Annotated in this window: 19 protein-coding genes; 14 read left to right on the forward strand and 5 right to left on the reverse strand. The window is 40.8% G+C overall.

Going from position 1 to position 21,878, the window contains the following annotated elements; translation table 11 throughout:
• Positions 1-329: 329 nt before the first annotated feature.
• The 3 genes from IPL35_06535 to holA all read left to right on the forward strand — a co-directional run bounded on the left by IPL35_06535 (position 330) and on the right by holA (position 3,398).
• Positions 330-1,703, forward strand: a complete 1,374-nt coding sequence (locus IPL35_06535) for a sigma-54-dependent Fis family transcriptional regulator (protein ID MBK8443079.1) — start codon at positions 330-332, stop codon at positions 1,701-1,703.
• Between the two features lie 202 nt (positions 1,704-1,905).
• Positions 1,906-2,307 carry a large-conductance mechanosensitive channel protein MscL gene (gene mscL / locus IPL35_06540; protein ID MBK8443080.1) on the forward strand — a complete coding sequence of 134 codons (402 nt, stop codon included), beginning with the start codon at positions 1,906-1,908 and terminating at the stop codon, positions 2,305-2,307.
• A gap of 77 nt (positions 2,308-2,384) precedes the next feature.
• On the forward strand, positions 2,385-3,398 hold the full coding sequence (gene holA, locus IPL35_06545) for a DNA polymerase III subunit delta (protein ID MBK8443081.1): 1,014 nt from the start codon (positions 2,385-2,387) through the stop codon (positions 3,396-3,398).
• A 30-nt stretch (positions 3,399-3,428) separates the two neighbouring features.
• On the opposite strand, the gene IPL35_06550 is transcribed toward holA, so the two are convergent.
• Complete coding sequence (locus IPL35_06550; protein ID MBK8443082.1) at positions 3,429-4,670, reverse strand: signal peptidase I; 1,242 nt, start codon at positions 4,668-4,670, stop codon at positions 3,429-3,431.
• A 218-nt stretch (positions 4,671-4,888) separates the two neighbouring features.
• On the opposite strand from IPL35_06550, the gene IPL35_06555 reads away from it, so the two are divergent.
• The gene (locus IPL35_06555; protein MBK8443083.1) at positions 4,889-5,755 is read left to right on the forward strand and encodes a hypothetical protein; all 867 of its coding nucleotides are present in this window, start codon (positions 4,889-4,891) and stop codon (positions 5,753-5,755) included.
• A gap of 107 nt (positions 5,756-5,862) precedes the next feature.
• Here IPL35_06555 and IPL35_06560 read toward each other — a convergent pair whose 3' ends face one another.
• The gene (locus IPL35_06560) at positions 5,863-6,225 is read right to left on the reverse strand and encodes a hypothetical protein (protein ID MBK8443084.1); all 363 of its coding nucleotides are present in this window, start codon (positions 6,223-6,225) and stop codon (positions 5,863-5,865) included.
• Between the two features lie 203 nt (positions 6,226-6,428).
• Between IPL35_06560 and IPL35_06565 the strand changes: the two genes are divergently transcribed.
• From IPL35_06565 to IPL35_06595, 7 genes are all read left to right on the forward strand, one after another.
• The gene (locus IPL35_06565) at positions 6,429-8,795 is read left to right on the forward strand and encodes a sodium-translocating pyrophosphatase (protein ID MBK8443085.1); all 2,367 of its coding nucleotides are present in this window, start codon (positions 6,429-6,431) and stop codon (positions 8,793-8,795) included.
• A 134-nt stretch (positions 8,796-8,929) separates the two neighbouring features.
• On the forward strand, positions 8,930-9,409 hold the full coding sequence (locus IPL35_06570) for a transcriptional repressor (GenBank protein MBK8443086.1): 480 nt from the start codon (positions 8,930-8,932) through the stop codon (positions 9,407-9,409).
• A gap of 35 nt (positions 9,410-9,444) precedes the next feature.
• Positions 9,445-10,881: an MBOAT family protein gene (locus tag IPL35_06575; GenBank protein ID MBK8443087.1), complete on the forward strand. Its 1,437-nt coding sequence runs from the start codon at positions 9,445-9,447 to the stop codon at positions 10,879-10,881.
• 15 nt (positions 10,882-10,896) lie between these two features.
• The gene (locus tag IPL35_06580; GenBank protein ID MBK8443088.1) at positions 10,897-11,934 is read left to right on the forward strand and encodes a hypothetical protein; all 1,038 of its coding nucleotides are present in this window, start codon (positions 10,897-10,899) and stop codon (positions 11,932-11,934) included.
• A gap of 5 nt (positions 11,935-11,939) precedes the next feature.
• Positions 11,940-12,611, forward strand: a complete 672-nt coding sequence (locus tag IPL35_06585; protein ID MBK8443089.1) for a CatB-related O-acetyltransferase — start codon at positions 11,940-11,942, stop codon at positions 12,609-12,611.
• A 116-nt stretch (positions 12,612-12,727) separates the two neighbouring features.
• The gene (locus IPL35_06590) at positions 12,728-13,096 is read left to right on the forward strand and encodes a hypothetical protein (protein ID MBK8443090.1); all 369 of its coding nucleotides are present in this window, start codon (positions 12,728-12,730) and stop codon (positions 13,094-13,096) included.
• Positions 13,097-13,148: 52 nt separating this feature from the next.
• Entirely contained in the window at positions 13,149-13,559 is a 411-nt protein-coding gene (locus IPL35_06595) for a hypothetical protein (GenBank protein MBK8443091.1), read from the forward strand.
• Positions 13,560-13,695: 136 nt separating this feature from the next.
• On the opposite strand, the gene IPL35_06600 is transcribed toward IPL35_06595, so the two are convergent.
• Positions 13,696-14,367 carry a two pore domain potassium channel family protein gene (locus tag IPL35_06600; GenBank protein ID MBK8443092.1) on the reverse strand — a complete coding sequence of 224 codons (672 nt, stop codon included), beginning with the start codon at positions 14,365-14,367 and terminating at the stop codon, positions 13,696-13,698.
• A gap of 58 nt (positions 14,368-14,425) precedes the next feature.
• Entirely contained in the window at positions 14,426-15,361 is a 936-nt protein-coding gene (locus IPL35_06605; protein ID MBK8443093.1) for a LysR family transcriptional regulator, read from the reverse strand.
• Positions 15,362-15,490: 129 nt separating this feature from the next.
• On the opposite strand from IPL35_06605, the gene katG reads away from it, so the two are divergent.
• The gene (katG, locus tag IPL35_06610; protein MBK8443094.1) at positions 15,491-17,683 is read left to right on the forward strand and encodes a catalase/peroxidase HPI; all 2,193 of its coding nucleotides are present in this window, start codon (positions 15,491-15,493) and stop codon (positions 17,681-17,683) included.
• 237 nt (positions 17,684-17,920) lie between these two features.
• Positions 17,921-18,676, forward strand: coding sequence for a polyphosphate polymerase domain-containing protein (locus IPL35_06615; protein ID MBK8443095.1), 756 nt, complete (start codon positions 17,921-17,923; stop codon positions 18,674-18,676).
• 5 nt (positions 18,677-18,681) lie between these two features.
• Here IPL35_06615 and IPL35_06620 read toward each other — a convergent pair whose 3' ends face one another.
• Entirely contained in the window at positions 18,682-20,562 is a 1,881-nt protein-coding gene (locus IPL35_06620; GenBank protein ID MBK8443096.1) for a type IIA DNA topoisomerase subunit B, read from the reverse strand.
• Positions 20,563-20,783: 221 nt separating this feature from the next.
• On the opposite strand from IPL35_06620, the gene IPL35_06625 reads away from it, so the two are divergent.
• Positions 20,784-21,860: a hypothetical protein gene (locus IPL35_06625; GenBank protein MBK8443097.1), complete on the forward strand. Its 1,077-nt coding sequence runs from the start codon at positions 20,784-20,786 to the stop codon at positions 21,858-21,860.
• Positions 21,861-21,878: the final 18 nt, after the last annotated feature.

Genomic DNA, 21,878 nt, shown 5'->3' on the forward strand with positions numbered 1-21,878 from the left:
TTTCAATAACCGCAATTAAATATACATAAATAATAATATTAAGATGTTTTTTTTATAAAAAAAGTATTTGTATATTATTTTGTACATTTATACCAAAATTGGCATAATTTTAGTTGTGTGTCACTTATAAAGTCGCTAAAAATAGTCGCCAAGCTAATGTGCAACTTTTGTTAAAATATTGTCCTTATTACGGGTTGTTCGCTGTTATGCGTCATTTAAGCCTGCTTTGCTGGTCATTATTATTGATAAAAATCGCTGCTCCATTTTGCTTCAGTTGCTTTTTGCGGTTTATCCATTTATTTTTTATAAGCTAAAAATTAATTTCGCTGATGGCAAAGGTTTTAATTGTAGATGACGAAAAAGGAATCCGCAGAACACTGCGGGAAATTTTGGAGTATGAGGGGTATTCGGTTGATGAAGCCGAAGATGGTGTAGATGGCTTGAATTGTATTAAAATGAACCGCTACGATTTGGTGTTTTTGGATATAAAAATGCCGAAATTAGATGGTATGGAGGTATTGGCTCAGGCTTTAGAGTTTAATCCAGAACTGCCGATAATCATTATATCGGGGCACGGCACGATGGAAACTGCCGTAGAAGCGGTACGAAATGGTGCTTTTGACTATATCTCAAAGCCACCCGATTTGAATCGTCTTTTGATTACCGTGCGCAATGCTTTGGATAAATCCACTTTGCTATCGGAAACCAAAACCCTGAAACGCCGTGCCAACAAAACACGCGAAATTATCGGTACATCAACAGCCATCAAAAAAATAAAAGAAACCATTGAACGCATTGCTCCCACCGATGCCCGCGTATTGATTACGGGCAGCAACGGAACAGGCAAAGAGTTGGTGGCGCGGTGGATACACGAAAAAAGCAACCGCACCGATGGCCCGATGATTGAAGTAAACTGCGCCGCTATTCCTTCGGAACTCATCGAAAGCGAACTCTTTGGACACGAAAAAGGGGCTTTTACTTCTGCTATCAAGCAGCGTATCGGAAAATTTGAACTCGCCAACGGCGGCACACTCTTTTTGGACGAAGTGGGCGATATGAGCCTCTCGGCGCAAGCCAAGGTGCTGCGAGCCTTACAAGAAAATAAAATTACCCGCGTAGGCGGCGACCGCGAAATTCCGGTGAATGTGCGCATTGTGGCAGCTACCAACAAAAACCTGCTGGAACTCATCGCCGAACGCAAATTCCGCGAAGACCTCTACCACCGTTTGGCAGTGATTTTGGTACATGTGCCTTCTTTAGACGACCGAAAAGAGGATATTCCCTTGATGGCAGAAATGTTTGTTGCTGAAATTTGTAACGACTACAACATGAAACCCAAACAAATTACAGCTGCCGCTTTGGAGGAGTTACAACGCTCTCATTGGTCGGGTAATGTGCGGGAGTTGCACAATGTTATTGAACGTTTGGTGATATTGAGCGACAAACAAATTACTGATAAAGATGTACGCTCTTATGTAATACCCAACACCTTTTCGCTCAACCAAAGCAACAGCGGCAATGGCGGTTTTGATTATGACCAGTTTGATAAATTTCAGGATTTTAAAGACTATGCCGAAAAGTTGTTCTTAGAGCATAAACTAGCAAAAAATGCTTGGAATGTATCCAAAACGGCAGAAGAAATAGATATACAACGCAGCCACCTCTACAATAAAATAGAGAAGTTCAATCTAAAAAGAAATTAATATAAATTAACCAAACAAGTATTTTTTCTTATTCATTAATAATCAAAATATTAGCCTTTTGTTATTAAAGTAATACTATATAGAAAAACAAATAAAAAAAATTGCTCTTTATATGTAACTAATTGGGAATGTTCCGTCAGAAGTGTTAAAAATTTGAGTCACTTATTTTATAATCCTTAACATTTTAAACAACAAACTTCTTATGGGACTTATTCAGGAATACAAAGATTTTATTGCCAAGGGCAATGTAATTGATTTGGCAGTGGGTGTTGTCATCGGCGGTGCTTTCGGAAAGATTGTCGGCTCGGTAGTTGATGATTTGATTATGCCGCCTGTCGGTATGCTGTTGGGCAACGACTTTTCGGCGATGAAACTTACTTTAAAAAATGCTGTGATGGAGGGCGAAAAAATAATATCTCCCGAAATAGCCATTAAATATGGCAATTTTATCACTGTACTCATTCAGTTTTTGATTATCGCTTTTGTATTGTTTTTGGTGGTAAAAGCCTATAATAATATGAAAAAAGCAGAAGCTGCCGCACCTGCGCCACCGCCTGCCAGCGAAGTATTATTGACAGAAATCCGCGACTTACTGAAAAGATAATCACTTTTTTTAGTACATTTTAAAGTAAAACTCCGCAGAATATCTCAATTTTGCGGAGTTTTTTTGTTTGTTATATGATGACTTTTCGCGAAATACAACGTGACCTGCAAGCCCGACACTATGCTCCGGTTTATTTTTTGGAGGGAGAAGAAAGCTATTTTATAGATACCATTAGCAATTTTATAGAAAATACCGCCTTGAGCGAGGCAGAGAAAGAATTTAATCAAATCATTTTTTATGGAAAAGATTGCGATGTGCAAATGCTCATTAACACCGCCAAACGCTACCCGATGATGGCAGAACGCCAAGTGGTCATTTTGAAAGAAGCCCAGCAAATGAACAGCATAGAGGCTCTTTTGTCTTATTTGTCGCAACCTTCGCCCAGTACCATTTTGGTTATTAATTATAAATTCAAAAATTTAGATAAGCGCAGCAAACTTTATAAAGCGTTAGACAACATTAAAAATATTGTATATTTTGATGCAAAAAAGATAAGCGACCGCGAAGTCCCCGACTGGATACAAGAACTCATTCAACAACAAGGCTTGCATATTGACAGTCGGCATTTGGCGTTATTAGCGGAGTATTTGGGCAATAATTTGGCGAAAATAGAGAGCGAATTACAAAAATTATTTATCAACGTAGCGGCGGGCGACACTATCACGGCACAGCACATAGAAACCGCCATCGGTATCAGCCGCGAATACAATTTATTCGAACTCCAAAGAGCACTCGCCGAGCGCGACCTTAAAAAAACTTACCGCATTATGCGCTATTTTGCCGCCAATGCCAAAAATTTTCCGCCTCAGCTCATCATCGGCAGCTTGTATAATTTTTTTAGTAAATTGTATATTTTTCACGCCCACGCCAACAAAGGCGATCAGGATTTGCAACATTTGCTGGATTTGCGGGTGTCTTTTGCAGTGCGCGAATACCGACAGGCAGCACGGCATTTCAATTTGTCACAAACACGCAAAACGCTCGCACTACTCTTGCAATACGACCTCAAAAGCAAGGGCTACGAAAGCGATGCCCATTTTTTAAATGATGAAAATTTACTGTTGGAGCTTATCAATAAAATATTGAACTAAGCAGCAGTAGTAAAGCAGCTTCGTTTTTTTTTAGCTCGGTATGCGAAAAGTTTTGTTCCAACGGATACGAATTTCGCCGGTGAGCAATTTTTTCAGAAAACCCTTGCCGTTGTTCGGTGCAGTATCTTCGGTGGAGAGCCATACAAATATGGGCTTTCCTACGATATGATCTTCCGGCACAAAACCCCACATACGCGCATCTTGTGAGTTGTGGCGATTATCCCCCATCATCCAATAATAATTCATTTTAAAAGTATAAGAAGCCAAAGGTTTGCCGTCTAAAAAAGCCTGCCCGTTTTTGCACTCAAAAGTGGGATTGTTTTCGAATACTTTAATGGTTCTGCCGTAAATGGCGCAGTTGAGCGGAGTAAGTTGGATTTGGTCGCCTTTTTTGGGAATATACAAAGGACCGAAGTTGTCGCGATTCCACAACAAAGAATCTATATATGGAAACACCTGCGCATCTTTCTGTTCAGGGGCTTCAAGAATAGGAGTAATGGATTTTACGGTGCTGATACTTCTTACTTTTTCGAATGATTTTTCGTTGAGGTGCATCAAAAAACCGCCTTTTTCGGGGCGTGGCATTTCGGTTACACCATATTCGCGCAAACGCTTTTCGTTGAGAGGAGTGCCATCTGTTTGTACCAAATAAGAAGTTTGTTGCAAAGGCTTCTTTTCGGCAGTTTGCCCGTTTACATACAAAATACCTTGTATAATTTTAATACTATCACCGCCTACTGCCACACAACGTTTTACATAATTTTCGCGTTTGTCCACCGGATAAGTAGTAATATCCAACTGTTGCAGTGTTTGTTGTTTGCCAATTTCGCGCACAATTTGGTGGTAGCTGATTTGGCTTTGGTAGCGGGTGGTAACGGTATCGCCTTCGGGCCAGTTAAATACCACTATATCATTGCGTTTGAGGGGCGAAAAACCGGGCAGCCGCATATAAGGAAGTTGCAGTCCGCCAATGTATGATTTGGTATTTAAAACTGGTAAAGTATTGTGCACAAAAGGAAAAGAAAGCGGTGTTTGCGGAATACGCGCTCCAAAATGAAACTTAGATACAAACAATTTATCGCCTACCAGCATTGAGCCTTCCATTGAAGATGTCGGAATGGCATACGATTGTATCACAAAAATATTGATCAAAGGAATGACGATAAACAAAAATATTAAATCAGAAATCCATTGACGTAGATGCGATTTTTTCTTGGGTTCGGTATTTCCGCTATAAGAAGTGGGAGTTTCCTTTTTTTTATTAAAAATCATATATAATAAATGTAGTAATGAAAAATAATTGGGTGTTGAGTACGTTTAAAACAAACGATATTAATTTTTTTCAGCCCAAAAACGTTATTTTATGATAAAATAATCTTAAATGAACGTTAATTTTATGTTTAAAAGTGCAAAGATAGAGTTTTGTACTTTTTTTGTACCTAAAAAAATGATTAAAAAACTATAATTATCTCACTTATTCCGTATAAAATATGAAATATTGTATTGTCGGTGTTTTAGTTGCCGCATTTTGTTTTTCGTCCTGCTCCAAAAATGATGACCCCCACACGCCGGATTCTCAAAGCCCGCAATTGATTTTTGTGGTAGCATTTGATGAAAATCAGCCGCGCCTCAATAACATCGGCAATCCGGCTGTAATTGCTGCAGGTAATGCTGCACAAACGCCTGTGTTTCACGGCATTTCGGCACATTATTTTGAGTTGGCTGCCAATAAATATACCGCTTTGGGCAAGGGGGCTGTGCTCTACAAAGCTCCCGAAACTACACAGGGCGGCGATGCTGCCATTGACTTTGAAAAAAGCACCATCGTGCAAGGTGGCGATACGCTGTTGAGTGTGCCACTTGACCAAATAGCTGTCGGTACTTACGAATATTTGCGCGTGTCGTTGGCGTATCAGAAATATGCTGTCACGCTGCGCTACAACAATATGGATATCGAAGGTTATTTAGCTTCATTTATCGGCTTCAATACTTACATCAAAACACATCAGGTCAATACACAAAGCATCGCTGTCAATGGCAATCGCAAGCAGGGTTATTGGGCTTTTGAAACGCCCTATTCGCTTAATGAAGGGCAAGCGAATATTACCACTGTTCCCAATCCTTTGTTTGCTACTTCGCCTATACCGGCGGGCTCTTGTGTAGTGACGGGTGCTTTTGATACCCCTTTGCACATCAGCGGCAACGAAACAAAATCTATTGTGGTAAAGGTATCATTGAGCAATAACCATAGTTTTGAATGGAAAGACCTCAACGGCAACGGCTATTGGGAGCCGCTTTCGGGCGAGTCGCCTGTGGATATGGGCATACGCGGTATGCTGCCCACGATATTGGATTAAATACCATTTTTTTTTCTACAAAAAAACCTCCTAATTTACATTTACGAAATCAGGAGGTTTTTTAATTAAAAAGAAGTCGTTGAGTATCGCTTTTCAAATAATCGTTCTTATTTATTTTTAGCTACATAGCTTTGAAAAAGCTTTGCCTGATCGGGCTTTAATGCCTTAGTGATAGTAGAGTTTAATACGTTTTTAATTTCAGCTTTCTTTTGTTCAAACAAATTTTTAGACATTTTTTTGTCTTGCACCATTTTGCCGTTTTTCACCAATTCGTCAAAGTAAGAGGTTTGTGCCTGATACACCATATTTACTTGATTATCATCTAATTTCAACTTGTCTTTTAAACGGGCTACTTCTTCGCGCACTTCTTTTTTTACGTCCAAATTTGCGGTGGCAAAATTTTTGGTAGAACTGCAAGCAGCACTCAGCACCGTAAGAGCCAAGATGAGAGAAAAAATAATTTTTTTCATGTTTTTTTAATGTTTAAAACTGAATTTTGATTGTAAAATAATGATTTTTTTCTAAAAATTTACCTATTAAACGCATTTATGTCACATTTAGTTTCCAATAAAATTGTTATGTGTTAATTTAATCGTAACTTCGCCCTTCGTTTGAATTTAATATATCAAATAAAATATAATATATCAATTAAGAAAATTTGTACAAAACTTTTATGGAATCGTTAGGTTCTTTGCTTCCGCTTTTCGGTGTGTTGGCATTGGTTTATATGATGGTTTTATCGTCGTGGGTTAATAAGCAAGATGCCGGAGACGAAAAAATGCGCACTATTGCGGGTTATATCAGTGATGGTGCGATGGCGTTTTTAAATGCCGAATATCGTGTTTTAGCAATATATGTGGTTATTGCAGGTGCGTTGTTGGGCATATTGTCGCAGGTGAGCCAAACTTCGCACTGGTTTATTGTAGTTGCATTTGTGATAGGTGCTGTGTTTTCTGCATTGGCAGGAAATTTCGGTATGCGCATCGCCACCAAAGCAAATGTTCGCACTACGCAAGCCGCCCGCAGCAGTTTGGCACAAGCCCTTAAAGTTTCTTTTACCGGTGGTTCGGTGATGGGTTTGGGTGTTGCAGGTTTGGCAGTATTGGGTTTGAGCAGTTTGTTTTTGTTGTTGTATGTGTGGCTGATGGGCGGCACTATGACAGGCTACGCTGCCATGTCGATGGTGTTGGAAACGCTTGCCGGTTTTTCGCTCGGAGCTGAAAGCATCGCTTTATTTGCCCGTGTAGGCGGCGGTATCTATACCAAAGCCGCCGATGTAGGAGCTGACCTCGTAGGGAAAGTAGAAGCCGGTATTCCTGAAGATGACCCGCGCAACCCCGCCACTATCGCCGACAATGTAGGCGACAACGTAGGTGATGTTGCCGGTATGGGAGCCGACTTATTCGGTAGTTATGTAGCTACTATGTTGGCTGCAATGGTTTTGGGCAACTATGTTATTAATGACAACGGCGGCATCAATGATGCTTTCGGAGGCATTGGTCCTATTTTATTGCCTGTTTTAATTGCGGGTTTGGGCATTATTTTTTCAATGATCGGTATGAACATGGTGCGCATCAGCGATAGTGCTGAAGCTAATGCTGCTACCGTACAAGGCGCACTCAATCGCGGCAACTGGATTTCCATTCTTATTACTGCTGTTGCTGCTTTCTTTGCTATCAAATGGATGTTGCCTGCCGAAATGCAAATGACTTTCTTTGGGCTGGGCAAACAAACCGTGACTTCCATGCACGTTTTTTACGCTGTAATAATTGGTTTGGTAGTAGGTGGTTTAATTTCTGCTATTACTGAATATTATACCGGCTTGGGTACTAAACCTGTAATGTCTATTGTAAAACAATCAGCTACCGGTGGTGCTACCAATATTATTGCAGGTTTGTCGGTGGGTATGATGAGTACCTGCTACCCTACTATTTTATTTGCTTTATCTATTTGGGGTGCTTATTATTTTGCCGGATTTTATGGTGTAGCTTTGTCAGCTTCGGCAATGATGGCAACTACCGCTATGCAATTGGCGATTGATGCCTTTGGTCCGATTGCCGATAATGCGGGTGGTATCGCCGAAATGAGCGAGTTGCCCAAAGAAGTGCGCAACCGCACCGATATTTTAGACTCAGTAGGTAATACCACCGCTGCTATCGGAAAGGGTTTTGCCATCGCTTCGGCGGCTCTTACCGCTTTGGCTTTGTTTGCAGCTTATGTTACTTTTACAGGTATTGATGGTATCAATATTTTTAAAGCTGATGTATTAGCGGCTTTATTTATCGGAGCAATGATTCCGGTGGTGTTTTCGGCGTTGGCTATGAGTGCCGTAGGGCGTGCAGCAATGGATATGGTGCAGGAAGTACGCCGTCAGTTTCGGGAAATTCCGGGAATTATGGAAGGTACAGGCAAGCCCGAATACGGCAAATGTGTTGCTATCTCAACCCGCGCAGCCATCCGTGAAATGATGTTGCCCGGAGCCATCACTATTATTACTCCTATTATCGTTGGATTTGCAATGGGAGCAGAGGCTTTGGGTGGTTATATGGCAGGTGTTACCGTGAGCGGTGTATTGTGGGCGATTTTCCAAAGTAATGCCGGCGGTGCCTGGGACAATGCAAAAAAATCTTTTGAAAAAGGTGTGGAAATTAATGGACAGACTTATTTCAAAGGCAGCGACCCACACAAAGCAGCAGTTACAGGCGATACCGTTGGCGACCCTTTCAAAGATACTTCGGGACCATCTATGAATATTTTGATAAAATTGACTTGCTTGGTAGGCTTGGTATTAGCTCCGATTTTGGGCGGAGGGCATAGCACACATACCGCAGCAAACCCTGCCACACATCAGCAAGTTGATATGTCGAAAGTACCAATGAACAACCGTACCGTAACCACACGCACACCCGACGGTAGAGTGAGAAGAGAAAGTGTAAACCGTATTCAGCAACAGCAGGGTGCAAAACCCATCACTGACCCGCGTTCAACACCTCCTAATCCTTTGCGTGAGGCAAAACGCACGCCCGCTCCTAATCAATAAGGTTATTATATTTTATCTATAAACTTTAAAGCGATGTTTTCAGAAAACATCGCTTTTTTTATAGCAATACTTGTAGAAATTGTATAGTATTGCATAGAAATTATTCTTCATTATCTTTTTATACAAAGAATCCCATGTCAAACACTTCTCCTCCCGAACACCTCCAAAAAGAAGTACGCAATATTTTTGACGCTTATTTAGAAAAAAACGGTCAGCGCAAAACGCCTGAACGCTATGCGATTTTATCTGAAATATATGCCCGCAACGACCATTTTGATGCGGAAGAGTTGTATTTTCACATGAAAAACAAAAACTATAACGTAAGCCGTGCTACTGTATATAATACTTTGGATTTGTTGGTATCCTGCGATTTGGTAAAACGACATCAATTCGGAAAAAATCTGGCACAATATGAAAAAAGCTACGGCTACAAACAACACGACCACATTATTTGTGTAGATTGTAAGAAAGTGGTGGAATTTTGCGACCCGCGTATTCAGCAAATTAAAAACATGATGGGCGATTTGCTCAATTTTCGCATTACTCATCATTCGCTGAATTTATACGGCATTTGTGGCACTTGCCAACTGAAACGCGGCGAAAAAACGGAGTAGTTTTTTCTGTTTTAAATCACCAAACCAATTCTGATATGCTTTTTAATTCTCTACAATTTTTAGTTTTCTTTTTTATAGTAACCAGCGGTTATTTTTTGCTGCCGCACCGTTTTCGCTGGGCTTGGCTACTGGCGGCAAGCTGCTATTTTTATATGGCTTTTATTCCTGTTTATATCCTTATATTGGGAATTACAATCGTCATTGATTATTTTGCAGGAATTTTAATTGAAAATACAAATGATGCCAAAAAGAAAAAATTATACCTGATAGCAAGTATTATCAGTACTTGTATGGTGTTGTTTGTTTTTAAATACTATAATTTTTTTATAGATAATTTTAACGCTATTGCAAATGTTATCGGTTGGAACTATCCTTTGCATATTCTTAAAATTATTTTGCCCATCGGTTTGTCTTTCCATACATTCCAAAGTTTGAGTTATGTGATAGAGGTGTATCGCGGACATCAAAAAGCAGAACGACATTTTGGTATTTATGCGCTGTATGTGATGTTTTATCCGCAGTTGGTGGCGGGACCCATTGAACGTCCTCAAAATTTACTTTGGCAATTTCGAGCCCCTCTCTCTTTTGATTATTACCGTGTACGCAATGGCTTGTTTTTGATGATTTGGGGCTTATTCAAAAAAGTAGTCGTTGCCGACCGCATTGCCGAGTATGTCAATGAGGTATTTAAAAATCCCGCCCCTTATAAAGGTTTAACTTCTTGGTTAGCTACTTATTTCTTTGCCGTTCAAATTTATTGCGACTTTTCAGGTTATTCTGATATTGCTATCGGCAGTGCTTTGGTTATGGGATTTACATTAATGACGAATTTCCGGAGACCCTATTTTTCGCAAAGTATCCGTGAGTTTTGGAGCCGTTGGCATATTTCTCTATCCACTTGGTTCAAAGATTATTTGTATGTGCCTTTGGGTGGTAATCGTGTGGGGCGGTGGCGGTGGTACTACAATTTATTCATCACCTTTTTAGTCAGCGGTTTTTGGCACGGTGCCAACTGGACTTTCATTATCTGGGGAGCTTTGCATGGTTTTTACTTAGTATTTGCACTCATTACCGAAAATTTACAAAAACGTTTTCAGCAAGCGGTCAGTGCGGTTTCGCCTCATCTCAATACCCTTGTTCAGGTGTTCATTACTTTTCATTTAGTGTGTTTTGCGTGGATATTTTTCAGAGCAGATACACTCTCAAAAGCCATCAAATTGATTAAGGGATTATTGGTTTTTAAAAAATTTTCTGTTCAAAATCTCTTCTTTTTTCCCGCCGATTTGTGGGTTTCTGCTGTGGTCATTGCTATATTGTGCATCGTTGATTATGCTGCGGAGCGCAAGCCTTTCTTAGAACGATATAAAACAACGCCAATGCTATTGCGCTGGGCAGGTGCTTTTTTAATTTTGTTCGCCATTTTTATTCTCGGAAAATTTGAGGATACCGATTTTATTTATTTTCAATTTTAAAAAAAAACTGCCTCAATGATACTCAAAGAAAAAATTTTAAAAGCAGCCTTATATATCTGCGGTGCATTGAGTTTGGTGGCGTTTATTTCTATTTCTTATAAACCTTTATTCAATAACCTTACTATCAACACAAATATGTATGGAGGTTTATATGCTTTTGATAATATTCCATATTTCAAAGAATTGCGAGATACAGCTATTATCTACCAAAAATTTAAGCCCAAAAATACAACGTTAAATCAAGCTGACTTTATTGTATTTGGTGATAGTTTTTTTGAGGGTTATCGCATATTGCTCAATCGTGCCTTTGATAAACTCGACAAATCTATTTTTTTTGAAAGATACAATACCACCGGACGTTTTCCCTTATACGCTTTTCAAGAAGAAAAATATCAGCGTGATATTCCTAAAAAACAACAATATGTTATATTAGAAATGACCGAAGTGCTTATTTTAAAAGAGTTAAGAAAAAAGAATGCTTTAAGTAAAAGTTTTCATATCAATATTAAATCCAGCAATACAGAAGAAAAGTATGAAGAATTTCTCAAACACGGAAAGTATTCTTGGCAATTATATGGACTGAACAGTGGTATAAAATATGCTTTATTCGGGTATAGAAGCAAAGGGCTGGCAGTAGGCAGAAACGATAAAGATAATTGGCTGTTTTTGGAACAATATGATATGAAAAAAAAATGTTATCCCGCCACTTGTCCTATTAGTGATGCCGATATAGAAAAAATTGCGGCTACTATAGATTTATTAAAAACGACTTTAAAACAACAATATAATTTAGAATTGATTTTTGTGCCGGTTCCAAATAGCGGCTCTATTTACACACGTTTTTTTTCTGATAAAGCATATAACAACTTCATACCACGTTTGTATAAATATTTAGACGAAAAAAAAATACGCACTGTAAAAATATACCATCTATTAAAAAATAATGATGCAATTCTTTACCATTCTGCTGATATTCACTGGAACACACAAGGAGCGCAACTCGGTATTGATGCGTTGCGCGATTATTTGATACAAGAAAAATTAGTACCGTAGGATTTATGTTCAAAGACATACTCCGCGATGACTTGCGATTCGCAAAAGATTATTGGGAAAAATGGCGGCATCGCTGGCAATTTCGGGGGCAATCGCTCAAATTGGGCAAAGGCGTATCGTTGCGCCGTTGCCGTTTCGGTCGCTGCAATACCCTTCAAGACCACACCACCCTGTGGGAAAGCAACCTCGACGACTTTTCGTATGTGGCGCACCACAGCACTTTGTTGCGTACACAATGTCAAAAGTTTTCCTGCATCGGTCCTCATGTACTCTGCGGCACTGGCACACACCCACTGCATTGGGTATCGCTGCATCCGGCTTTTTACAGTACGCAAACCACACAAACCACTTTTGCCCAGAAAAAAGATACCTTTACTGAATCTAAACCCGTTTTTATCGGTAACGATGTATGGATTGGCGCACAGAGCATCATTGCCGACGGCGTACACATTGGCAATGGAGCAGTAGTAGCAGCCAACAGCTTCGTCAGCAGCGATGTACCTGCTTATGCCATCGTCGGCGGCACACCCGCCAAATTTATCAGGTGGCGTTTCGGGGCGGCGCACATAGAATTTCTGGAACAATTTTGTTGGTGGAACTACAACATAGAATGGCTGCATCAGCATCAATCCTATTTTTCTGATATAGAAAAATTTGTCGCTCATTTTTCAAAATAAAAAAAGCTTGTGTAACTTTTCTTGCTTTTATAAGTCTATAAGTTTGTTCAAGAAAATTTGATGTAGTTTTGTATGGCTATTCACTTTTTTTCTCAACACTTCTATCAATTAAAAAAATGAAAAAAATATTCAGTTTAACATTTATAGTACTGCTGTCAAGTATATTATCGGTGGCAACTGTTAATGCCCAAAACAAACCTACCAAAATAAAACCGTTGCCATCTACCGGACAAAACAGCAACACGGGTAACACTACAAAAGAGCAGAAAACCCCCACTACCACCAACAGCGGGAAAACCAACAGCGGCGATAGTGCCGATGTAGAAATGGAAAAATCTAACGGCAAAGGAAATACCGGCAACAACCAATCGCCCGACAGTTCCAACACTACATCTACCACGCCCAAATCCAACAAAAAAAGTTGGCTGTCCGAATTCTTCGCCGCTTTATTACAATTACTGTCAGGTGGCGGCAGTCAGCGTTAATTTGTATTCATCTAACTTTTATATCATCATAAAAAATTTATCAACTAAAAAAATGAAAAATTTGATTCTTATAGCCGCTTTCGTACTGTTTGGCGGTTTTCAAGTGGCGAGTGCTCAAAATAATAATACCATCAGCACACCCAGCAAAAGCACCAAAGTAGAACCCAAAACGCAACCTACCAAAGTAGAAACCAAAACCAAAGAAGGGGAAGTGATTAAACCCACCGAACAAAAACCACAGCCTTCGGACGATAAAGTAAAAACCGACAGATTGCCGAAAGAAGAAAAGGAAAAAGGAAATAAAGTAGAGGAAAAAGATAAAAAAGACAAAAAAGAAGGTAAAGGGCATAAAGGCGAGTATAAAGGAAAAGGCAAAAAAGGCAAAGGTAAAGGTTGGGAAAAGGAAAAGGACACCACCACCACGACAACGAAGATGATGACGATAAGGAAGATGACAAAGTGATTAACCGTGAAAAAGGCAAAGTGGGAAAAACTGTAAAAAGAGCACCCAAAAAAGATAATCAATAAACAAAGGGTATAACCAAAAACGGCAACATTTTTTATAATGTTGCCGTTTTTTTTATATAAAAAATCAAATTTTACGAAGCGTTTGCTGTAAATTTTGAAATAATAATACCCACCACCGCTACCATATAAAATTGCCCCACCATTCCGAAAAAAGCCACCACCAAACGACTCATATCTGTAATCGGATAAATATCGCCAAAACCAATACTCGTGAGCGTGATAAAACTGAAATAAGAAAGTTCGTTATATATTTCAGCAACAGCCTTACTGATGCCATGAAAAGAATTGGGATAGAGCAACTCTATCAACAAATACGAAAACAAAGCAATCATACTCAACAACAAATACCCGCAAAAAGAGCCAATAATCACATTCAGCCGCACCTCTTTATAAGAAGTAATTTGCCTCATCACTTCCACAAAAATAAAAATATAATAGACAATAAAAAACAAGGTTAGAAACAATAAAAACTGAAAATTCTGACCAAAAATAATAAACAAAAACGGCATAGAAATGCTCACGAACCCTAAAATATTGCGCATAATTTTGAGCGTTTTTCCCGTTTCGTTAAAAACACCAAAACAAGCCAGCGCAATCAGCAGCATATTGAAAGGCCATACATATTCCAAATAAAAAAGATTATCCGGAAAAAAAATCTTATCAAATATCAATAATAAAAGAGCTATCAATAAAAATTCGTAGCGATATAGGCTCAAATGTGCGTGTATCTTTTTTTCTTTCATAAAAAAAACAATTCGTATAAAGTATAAAAAATAATTATCAAGCGTATTTAATTAGTAATTATAATGGTTTTATTAAAATTTCATTATAATTTTTGGGTAATATCGGCACAATCTTGCCTTGAATAATTTGCTGTAATATCTGCACCAAATTACTTTTGGCAAAATGCTCGTGTACCAGCAAGCCCACCAAACGCGCAGGCATCGGCGACTGAAAACGGCTCAAACGGCGGCGGTCTTGTGCTTTGAAGTCCAAAGTAGCCAAATACGGCAACAGAGTAATCCCTTTATTGGCGCGTGTAAACCGGATAAGGCTATCAATAGAACCCGCTTTGAACTCAAAATTGATGTTTTTTTGATGATGAATATGCGATAATTTACAAATTTGCTCTACTTGCGTGCGCAAACAATGACCTTCCTGCAACAACCACAATTTGGTATAATCAATATCATCAACAGTTATTTGCTCGGGCAATACGTCATTGCAGCAACAATACAACAAAAAAGGCTCCCGATACAAAGACAACTCCCGCAATTCGGCATCTACCAAAGGAATTGCCGCTATGCCTACATCTATGCTCCGGTTTTTCAGGGCTTGCTGCAACTGCTCCGTTGTCTGCTCTTCCACTATCATTTGTATATTCGGAAAAGCTGCTGCAAAATCCGACAAAAACAAAGGCAACAAATAAGGTGCAATTGTAGGAATAACGCCTATCCGCAACTCACCCACAACAGCTCCCTTTATTTCGTGTAATAGTGTGTCCAATGCATGAAGCTCTTTTCGTAGAATTTTCAATTGCGCAATAATTTTTTTTCCTTCGTGCGTAATCGTCACGGGTTTGGTTTTGCGGTCAAATATTTTAATACCCCACTCCCCTTCTAAGCGGCTAATCATGGTACTGAGCGTAGATTGCGATACAAAACATTTTTCGGCAGCTTGCTCAAAATGCTTCAATTCCGCTACTGCCAGCACATACTCAAATTGTTGAATATTCATTTTTGCAAAATTATAAAAATCTACAACATCAATATTAATATCTAAAATATCATTTTTATCTATAATTTTATTTTAGTAAATTTGTATGTTAAAATGAAAAATAAAATTTATTAAAAACATACATAGTCAATGAGTAATTCTATTGAAAAATGCCCGTTTCACAACGGAAAATTGAATGTTGTCAAAGGCACTAACAACAGCGATTGGTGGCCTAATCAACTTAATTTGGGCGTATTGCGCCAACATTCGTCTTTATCTAACCCGATGGACAAAGACTTTGATTACGCCGAAGCCTTTAAAAGCTTGGATTTGGCGGCGGTAAAACAAGACATTTATGATTTAATGGTCACTTCGCAAGATTGGTGGCCTGCCGACTACGGACACTATGGTCCTTTGTTTATTCGTATGGCTTGGCACAGCGCAGGTACTTATCGTATTTCTGACGGTCGCGGCGGCGCAGGAACAGGCAATCAGCGTTTTGCGCCGGTAAACAGCTGGCCCGACAACGCCAATTTAGATAAAGCGCGTATGTTGCTGTGGCCCGTAAAACAAAAATACGGCAACAAAATTTCGTGGGCAGATTTGATGATTCTTGCCGGAAATTGTGCCTTGGAATCTATGGGCTTTAAAACTTTCGGTTTTGCGGGCGGACGTGCCGATATTTGGGAACCCGAACAAGATATTTATTGGGGCGCAGAAACCGAATGGCTCGGCGACAAACGCTATAGCGGCGACCGCGAACTCGAAAATCCGCTGGCTGCCGTACAAATGGGCTTGATTTATGTAAATCCCGAAGGACCCAACGGAAATCCTGATCCGGTGGCTTCGGGCAAAGATATTCGCGAAACCTTTGCGCGTATGGCAATGAACGATGAAGAAACCGTAGCCTTGGTAGCCGGAGGGCACACTTTCGGCAAATGCCACGGCGCAGCATCAGCTTCTTTTGTAGAGCGCGAGCCGGAAGCTGCCGGTATTGAATTGCAGGGTTTGGGCTGGAAAAACAATTTTAACTCCGGCGCAGGGCTACACGCTATCACAAGCGGTATAGAAGGTGCTTGGAAACCCAACCCCATTCAATGGGACAACGGCTATTTTGAAACACTTTTTGGTTTTGAATGGAAATTGGTAAAAAGCCCTGCCGGCGCACATCAATGGATACCTACCGACGAATCCGCCGCCAACTTAGTGCCCGATGCCCACGACCCTGCCAAACGCCACGCCCCTATTATGACCACCGCCGATTTAGCGTTGCGTATGGATCCTGTCTATGAACCTATTTCAAGACGTTTCCTTGAAAATTTTGATGAATTTGCCGATGCTTTTGCAAGAGCTTGGTTCAAACTCACACACCGCGATATGGGACCTCGCTCCCGTTATTTGGGTTCCGAAGCACCGCAAGAAGTACTCATTTGGCAAGACCCCGTACCTGCCCTCAACCACGAACTTATCAATAATGAAGATATTGCAGCTTTAAAAGGAAAAATTTTAAATGCAGGTTTGAGCATTTCGGAATTGGTGGCTACGGCTTGGGCTTCTGCTGCTACTTTCAGAGGTTCTGATATGCGCGGCGGAGCCAACGGAGCGCGTATTCGCTTAACACCTCAAAAATATTGGGAAGTAAATAATCCCGCACAATTGGGCAAAGTACTCGCTGCACTTGAGCGTATCCAACAAGAATTTAATCAGGCACAAAGCGGCAATAAGCGCGTTTCTTTGGCTGATTTGATTGTGCTGGGCGGCGGAGCAGCTATTGAAAAAGCAGCACAAGCAGCAGGTTATGCCGTGAACGTTCCTTTTACAGCCGGACGCACCGATGCTTCGCAGGAGCAAACTGATGTAGAATCTTTTGCGGTATTAGAGCCAAAAGCAGATGCTTTCCGCAATTATAAAAACCAAAAATATACACAAAGTGCCGAAGAAATGATGATAGACAAAGCGCAGTTGCTCAATCTCACCGCACCCGAAATGACGGCTTTGGTGGGTGGTATGCGCGTATTGGATACCAACTACAACGGCTCTAAAAATGGCGTATTTACACATCGCCCACAAACACTCAGCAACGACTTCTTTATCAATTTGTTGGATATGCGTACTTCTTGGAAAGCAGTTTCCGAAAGCGGCGATTTGTTTGAAGGCACTGACCGAACCACCGGCAAAGTAAAATGGACAGCCACCCGCGCCGATTTGATATTCGGTTCTAATTCGGAATTGCGTGCTTTGGCAGAAATTTACGGCTCTTCGGATAGTCAGGAAAAATTTGTCCGCGATTTTGTACAAGCGTGGGCAAAAGTGATGAACTTAGACCGTTTTGATTTAAAATAATTGATTTTTCAGACATAAAAAAAACGGAGCTTACGATATTGAAATACTTTTTTCATAGGTTTGCTTATAGATTTGTAAAGTGCAAAAGCCCCAAAACGGGGCTTTTGTTTTTTTTGTATATTTTTAATTTTTAAAATTTGTTGCAAAATAATTTTTTATCAAAGGAATACTGCTCTGCTTTTTATATATCGGATTTACTGAAAATTTATCGTTATTTTTACAAAAAAAAACGCTGTTTTGAATTTATCATCATTTTCGGGCATTTGTTTGGAAGATTTGGAGCGCGTGAGCCTGCAAAGTCGCAGCGACTCCAAGTTTTTGCTGCACCGCCGCCAATTGGAAGAAATTTTGCCCGTACTCACTGCTCATTATCATATTCTTGATATGGAGGGGCGGCGCATTTTTGATTACGAAAGCATTTATTTTGATACACCCGATATGATGTTGTATTTGCAGCATCACAATGGACACCGCCAACGCTACAAAGTGCGCTATCGCCGTTATGCCAATTCAGGTTTGTGTTTTTTTGAAGTAAAATTGAAGCGCAGCAGTGGCAAAATGTTAAAAAGAAGAATTCAGGTTGCCCACATCGGTACTGCTCTTGAAGAAAACGCTGCCGCACTGCTTTCGGAGCAAGCCCCCGAATGGCTGCCCCGCTTGCAGCCGATGCTGCAAATTGACTATCGCCGCCTCACCTTCACCGACCACCAATTTACGGAACGCGCCACCATTGATATTGATCTCAACTTCCGGCTGCCGCAAAATACTGCTGCTGCCGTAGCCTACCCCGATTTGGTAATTGTAGAACTCAAACAAGAAAAACAAGCCCGCCATTCTTTCATCAGCCAAGCACTGCACGACCTTCATATCACAGAAAGTGGTTTGAGCAAATATTGCCTCGGTATTTGCCATTTATATCCACATATCAAGCAAAACGAATTTAAAAAAAGTTTTCGCCGCTTGGAGCAGGTTTTTGAAACTTCTTTGCCGTAAAAATCTTAATTTTCGGTAAGAGCCGCTTCTAATTTTTCGGCTTCTTCGGCTTTGATTTCATCTTTTTCAACACGCAAATTACTGATGATAAAATCCTGCCTTTCGGGAGAATTATTACCCATATAATATTCCAACAATTTTTTGATGGTGATGTCGTGCTTCAAAATCACCGGCTCTAAGCGCATATCTTCACTGATAAAACGCCCAAACTCCTCCGGCGATATTTCGCCCAAACCTTTGAAGCGAGTAACTTCGGCATTTTTGCCCAATTTGCGCAAAGCCGCTTGTTTTTCGCTTTCGTTGTAGCAATAAATGGTTTCTTTTTTGTTGCGCACACGAAACAAGGGCGTTTCGAGGATATAAATATGTCCGTTGCGCACCAATTCGGGGAAAAACTGCAAAAAGAACGTCATCAGCAACAAACGAATGTGCATGCCGTCCACATCGGCATCGGTGGCAACAACAATGCGGTTGTATCTCAGGTTTTCTATGTCTTCTTCAATATCCAAAGCGTGTTGCAGCAAGTTAAATTCCTCATTTTCATATACAATTTTCTTTGATTTCCCATATACATTCAGAGGTTTTCCGCGCAAACTAAACACCGCTTGTGTTTGCACATTGCGGGCTTTGGTAATGCTGCCGCTGGCACTGTCGCCTTCGGTAATAAAAAGTGTAGTGTCTTGATGCGTATCATTGTCGCGCTCTGTGTAGTGAATACGACAATCGCGGAGCTTGCGGTTGTGGAGGGCGGCTTTTTTGGCACGGGCATTGGCTAATTTTTTTATATCACCCATATCCTTGCGCTCGCGCTCGCTTTGCTCTATGCGGCGGCGCAGTTCTTTGGCAGTTTCGGGGTTTTTGTGGAGATAGTCGTTCAGGTGCTGCTTCACATAATCGTTTACATAGGTGCGCAGCGAAACGCCGTCGGGAGACATTTTCTCAGAGCCGAGTTTGGTTTTGGTCTGGCTCTCAAATATCGGTTCTTGCACGCGCAGGCTCACAGCCGCCGCAATAGAAGCCCGCACATCGGCGGTATCGTAGTTTTTTCCGTAAAACTCACGCACTGTTTTTACAATGGCTTCTTTAAAAGCGTTGAGATGTGTGCCGCCTTGCGTGGTATATTGTCCGTTTACAAAACTGTAATATTCTTCGCCGTATTGGTTAGTATGCGAAAAAGCAATTTCTATGTCTTCCCCTTTGAGGTGTATTACCGGATAGCGCAACTCTTCGCTCTCTACTTTGCGCAGTAGCAAATCATACAGCCCCTTGCGCGACATATAGCGTTTACCGTTGAATACCAGCGTCAGTCCTGTATTCAAATAAGCATAATTCCACAGTTGATTTTCAAGAAATTCGGCAATGAAATGATAATTTTTAAAAATACTGCCATCGGGCATAAATTCTACAAGTGTGCCGTTTTCTTCCTGTATTTTGTGCAAAGGCATCTCTTTTACCAAATTCCCCTGCGAAAATTCGGCAATTTTAGTTTCGCCTTCGCGCACCGATTGTACTTTGAAATATGCCGAAAGTGCATTTACGGCTTTCGTACCTACACCGTTCAAGCCCACCGATTTCTGAAAAGCCTTGCTATCGTATTTTCCTCCTGTGTTTATTTTGCTCACACAATCTATCACTTTTCCCAAAGGAATACCGCGTCCGTAGTCGCGCACGCGCACGCGCTCATCACTCACCTGAATTTCGATAGTTTTTCCGTGTCCCATCACAAATTCGTCAATGGCATTGTCAATAATTTCTTTTACCAGCACATAAATACCATCATCAGGAGCAGAGCCGTCGCCGAGTTTGCCGATATACATACCCGGTCGTGTGCGCAGGTGTTCTTTCCAATCTAAAGTGCGTATATTTTCTTCGGTATAAGAAGCCATTGATGCGGGGTTTTGAATGGGTTCGTTCATAGGTCTTTTTTACTGAATGAATAATATGCAAAGATGCAATTTTTTTTTGGTAAAACATATAATACCGACTCCCCCTGCTGCTGTGTGATGATGTAGAAACGTTTTTTTTTAATTCCTTCAAAAAAAATGATGTAGGTTTGTATAAAGAAAATATTTTAGTAACAGCATCAGTCCTGTTGTATATATATACTATGACACAAAATCATTATGTAATAGAAAGTCAGGAAATAGTAACAGAAGCCGCCGAAGCATTTAAAGCCAAAACCGGCGGCAACTACCGCATCAAATTTCGCCGAGATGGGCGCAAATCCAATCTGCGCGATTTGATGGACTTACACATCAACGGGCAGTGGCACGGCTTTGAGGTGCAGGTAGAAAAATTTGTTACCAAAGGCACTATCGGTTATATATCCAACAAAATTGCCGAGCAGGGCGTAGAGGAAGGGCGCACTGTATTGCTGATTTCCAAATACATCAGTCCGGCAATGGCGGAAATTCTGACAGCGGCGGGCATTAATTTTTTAGATGCCGCCTGCAACGCCTCTATTCGCAACGACAACGTGTATATTTTAGTCAGTGGTATGCGCCGCACTACGCCTGTCGAACGCCCGCAACCTTCGCGGGCTTTTCAGGAGGCGGGCATAAAAGCCTTGTTTTCGTTTATCAACGAGCCTTCTTTGCTCAATATGCCGTATCGTGATATTTCCAAAGCGGTGGGCATCGCACTGGGGTCGGTGGCGTATGTGATGAGCGACCTCAAAACGGCGGGGTTTTTATTGGATGTTCAAAAGAAAGAAAAAAAACTCACCCGCCCCACCGAACTCTTGGAACGCTGGGTGACACAATACCGCGAATCTTTGTTTCCAAAATTGCTCAAAGGCAGGTTTCGTTTTGCAGTGGACAACGACTATGAACGCTGGGAAAGTATTGATTTTCATAAAACAGGAACTTTTTGGAGTGGCGAAGCTGCTGTACAATTGTTGCTCGGCAAACAGTCGCAAGCACCGCAACGTTTTACGCTGTATTCCAAATTGCGCTGGCAGGAAGTAGCACGCCACTATGGTCTTTTGCCCGACAAAAACGGCGATATTGAATTATTGACGGTTTTTTGGAATGATGAAGCCCTGCAAGCCTTGTATTATCCGCAGCGCGGTCGTGCAGTGCCGCCTTTGTTGGTATATGCCGATTTGATGGGTTCGGCGGATATAGAGCAGTTGCGCCTCGCCGATATACTTCGCAATACGGAGTATTTCCCTATTTCGGCTTAGAAAAAAACAACTAATCAA

The organism is Sphingobacteriales bacterium (assembly GCA_016711285.1).
Taxonomy (GTDB): Bacteria; Bacteroidota; Bacteroidia; order Chitinophagales; family UBA2359; genus JADJTG01.

What these genes read in the sequence shown, in the direction of transcription:
- IPL35_06535 (MBK8443079.1), top strand. Translation starts at nt 330, where the DNA reads ATGGCAAAGGTTTTAATTGTAGATGACGAAAAAGGAATCCGCAGAACA.
- mscL (MBK8443080.1), top strand. Translation starts at nt 1,906, where the DNA reads ATGGGACTTATTCAGGAATACAAAGATTTTATTGCCAAGGGCAATGTA.
- holA (MBK8443081.1), top strand. Translation starts at nt 2,385, where the DNA reads ATGACTTTTCGCGAAATACAACGTGACCTGCAAGCCCGACACTATGCT.
- IPL35_06550 (MBK8443082.1), bottom strand. Translation starts at nt 4,670, where the DNA reads ATGATTTTTAATAAAAAAAAGGAAACTCCCACTTCTTATAGCGGAAAT.
- IPL35_06555 (MBK8443083.1), top strand. Translation starts at nt 4,889, where the DNA reads ATGAAATATTGTATTGTCGGTGTTTTAGTTGCCGCATTTTGTTTTTCG.
- IPL35_06560 (MBK8443084.1), bottom strand. Translation starts at nt 6,225, where the DNA reads ATGAAAAAAATTATTTTTTCTCTCATCTTGGCTCTTACGGTGCTGAGT.
- IPL35_06565 (MBK8443085.1), top strand. Translation starts at nt 6,429, where the DNA reads ATGGAATCGTTAGGTTCTTTGCTTCCGCTTTTCGGTGTGTTGGCATTG.
- IPL35_06570 (MBK8443086.1), top strand. Translation starts at nt 8,930, where the DNA reads ATGTCAAACACTTCTCCTCCCGAACACCTCCAAAAAGAAGTACGCAAT.
- IPL35_06575 (MBK8443087.1), top strand. Translation starts at nt 9,445, where the DNA reads ATGCTTTTTAATTCTCTACAATTTTTAGTTTTCTTTTTTATAGTAACC.
- IPL35_06580 (MBK8443088.1), top strand. Translation starts at nt 10,897, where the DNA reads ATGATACTCAAAGAAAAAATTTTAAAAGCAGCCTTATATATCTGCGGT.
- IPL35_06585 (MBK8443089.1), top strand. Translation starts at nt 11,940, where the DNA reads ATGTTCAAAGACATACTCCGCGATGACTTGCGATTCGCAAAAGATTAT.
- IPL35_06590 (MBK8443090.1), top strand. Translation starts at nt 12,728, where the DNA reads ATGAAAAAAATATTCAGTTTAACATTTATAGTACTGCTGTCAAGTATA.
- IPL35_06595 (MBK8443091.1), top strand. Translation starts at nt 13,149, where the DNA reads ATGAAAAATTTGATTCTTATAGCCGCTTTCGTACTGTTTGGCGGTTTT.
- IPL35_06600 (MBK8443092.1), bottom strand. Translation starts at nt 14,367, where the DNA reads ATGAAAGAAAAAAAGATACACGCACATTTGAGCCTATATCGCTACGAA.
- IPL35_06605 (MBK8443093.1), bottom strand. Translation starts at nt 15,361, where the DNA reads ATGAATATTCAACAATTTGAGTATGTGCTGGCAGTAGCGGAATTGAAG.
- katG (MBK8443094.1), top strand. Translation starts at nt 15,491, where the DNA reads ATGAGTAATTCTATTGAAAAATGCCCGTTTCACAACGGAAAATTGAAT.
- IPL35_06620 (MBK8443096.1), bottom strand. Translation starts at nt 20,562, where the DNA reads ATGGCTTCTTATACCGAAGAAAATATACGCACTTTAGATTGGAAAGAA.
- IPL35_06625 (MBK8443097.1), top strand. Translation starts at nt 20,784, where the DNA reads ATGACACAAAATCATTATGTAATAGAAAGTCAGGAAATAGTAACAGAA.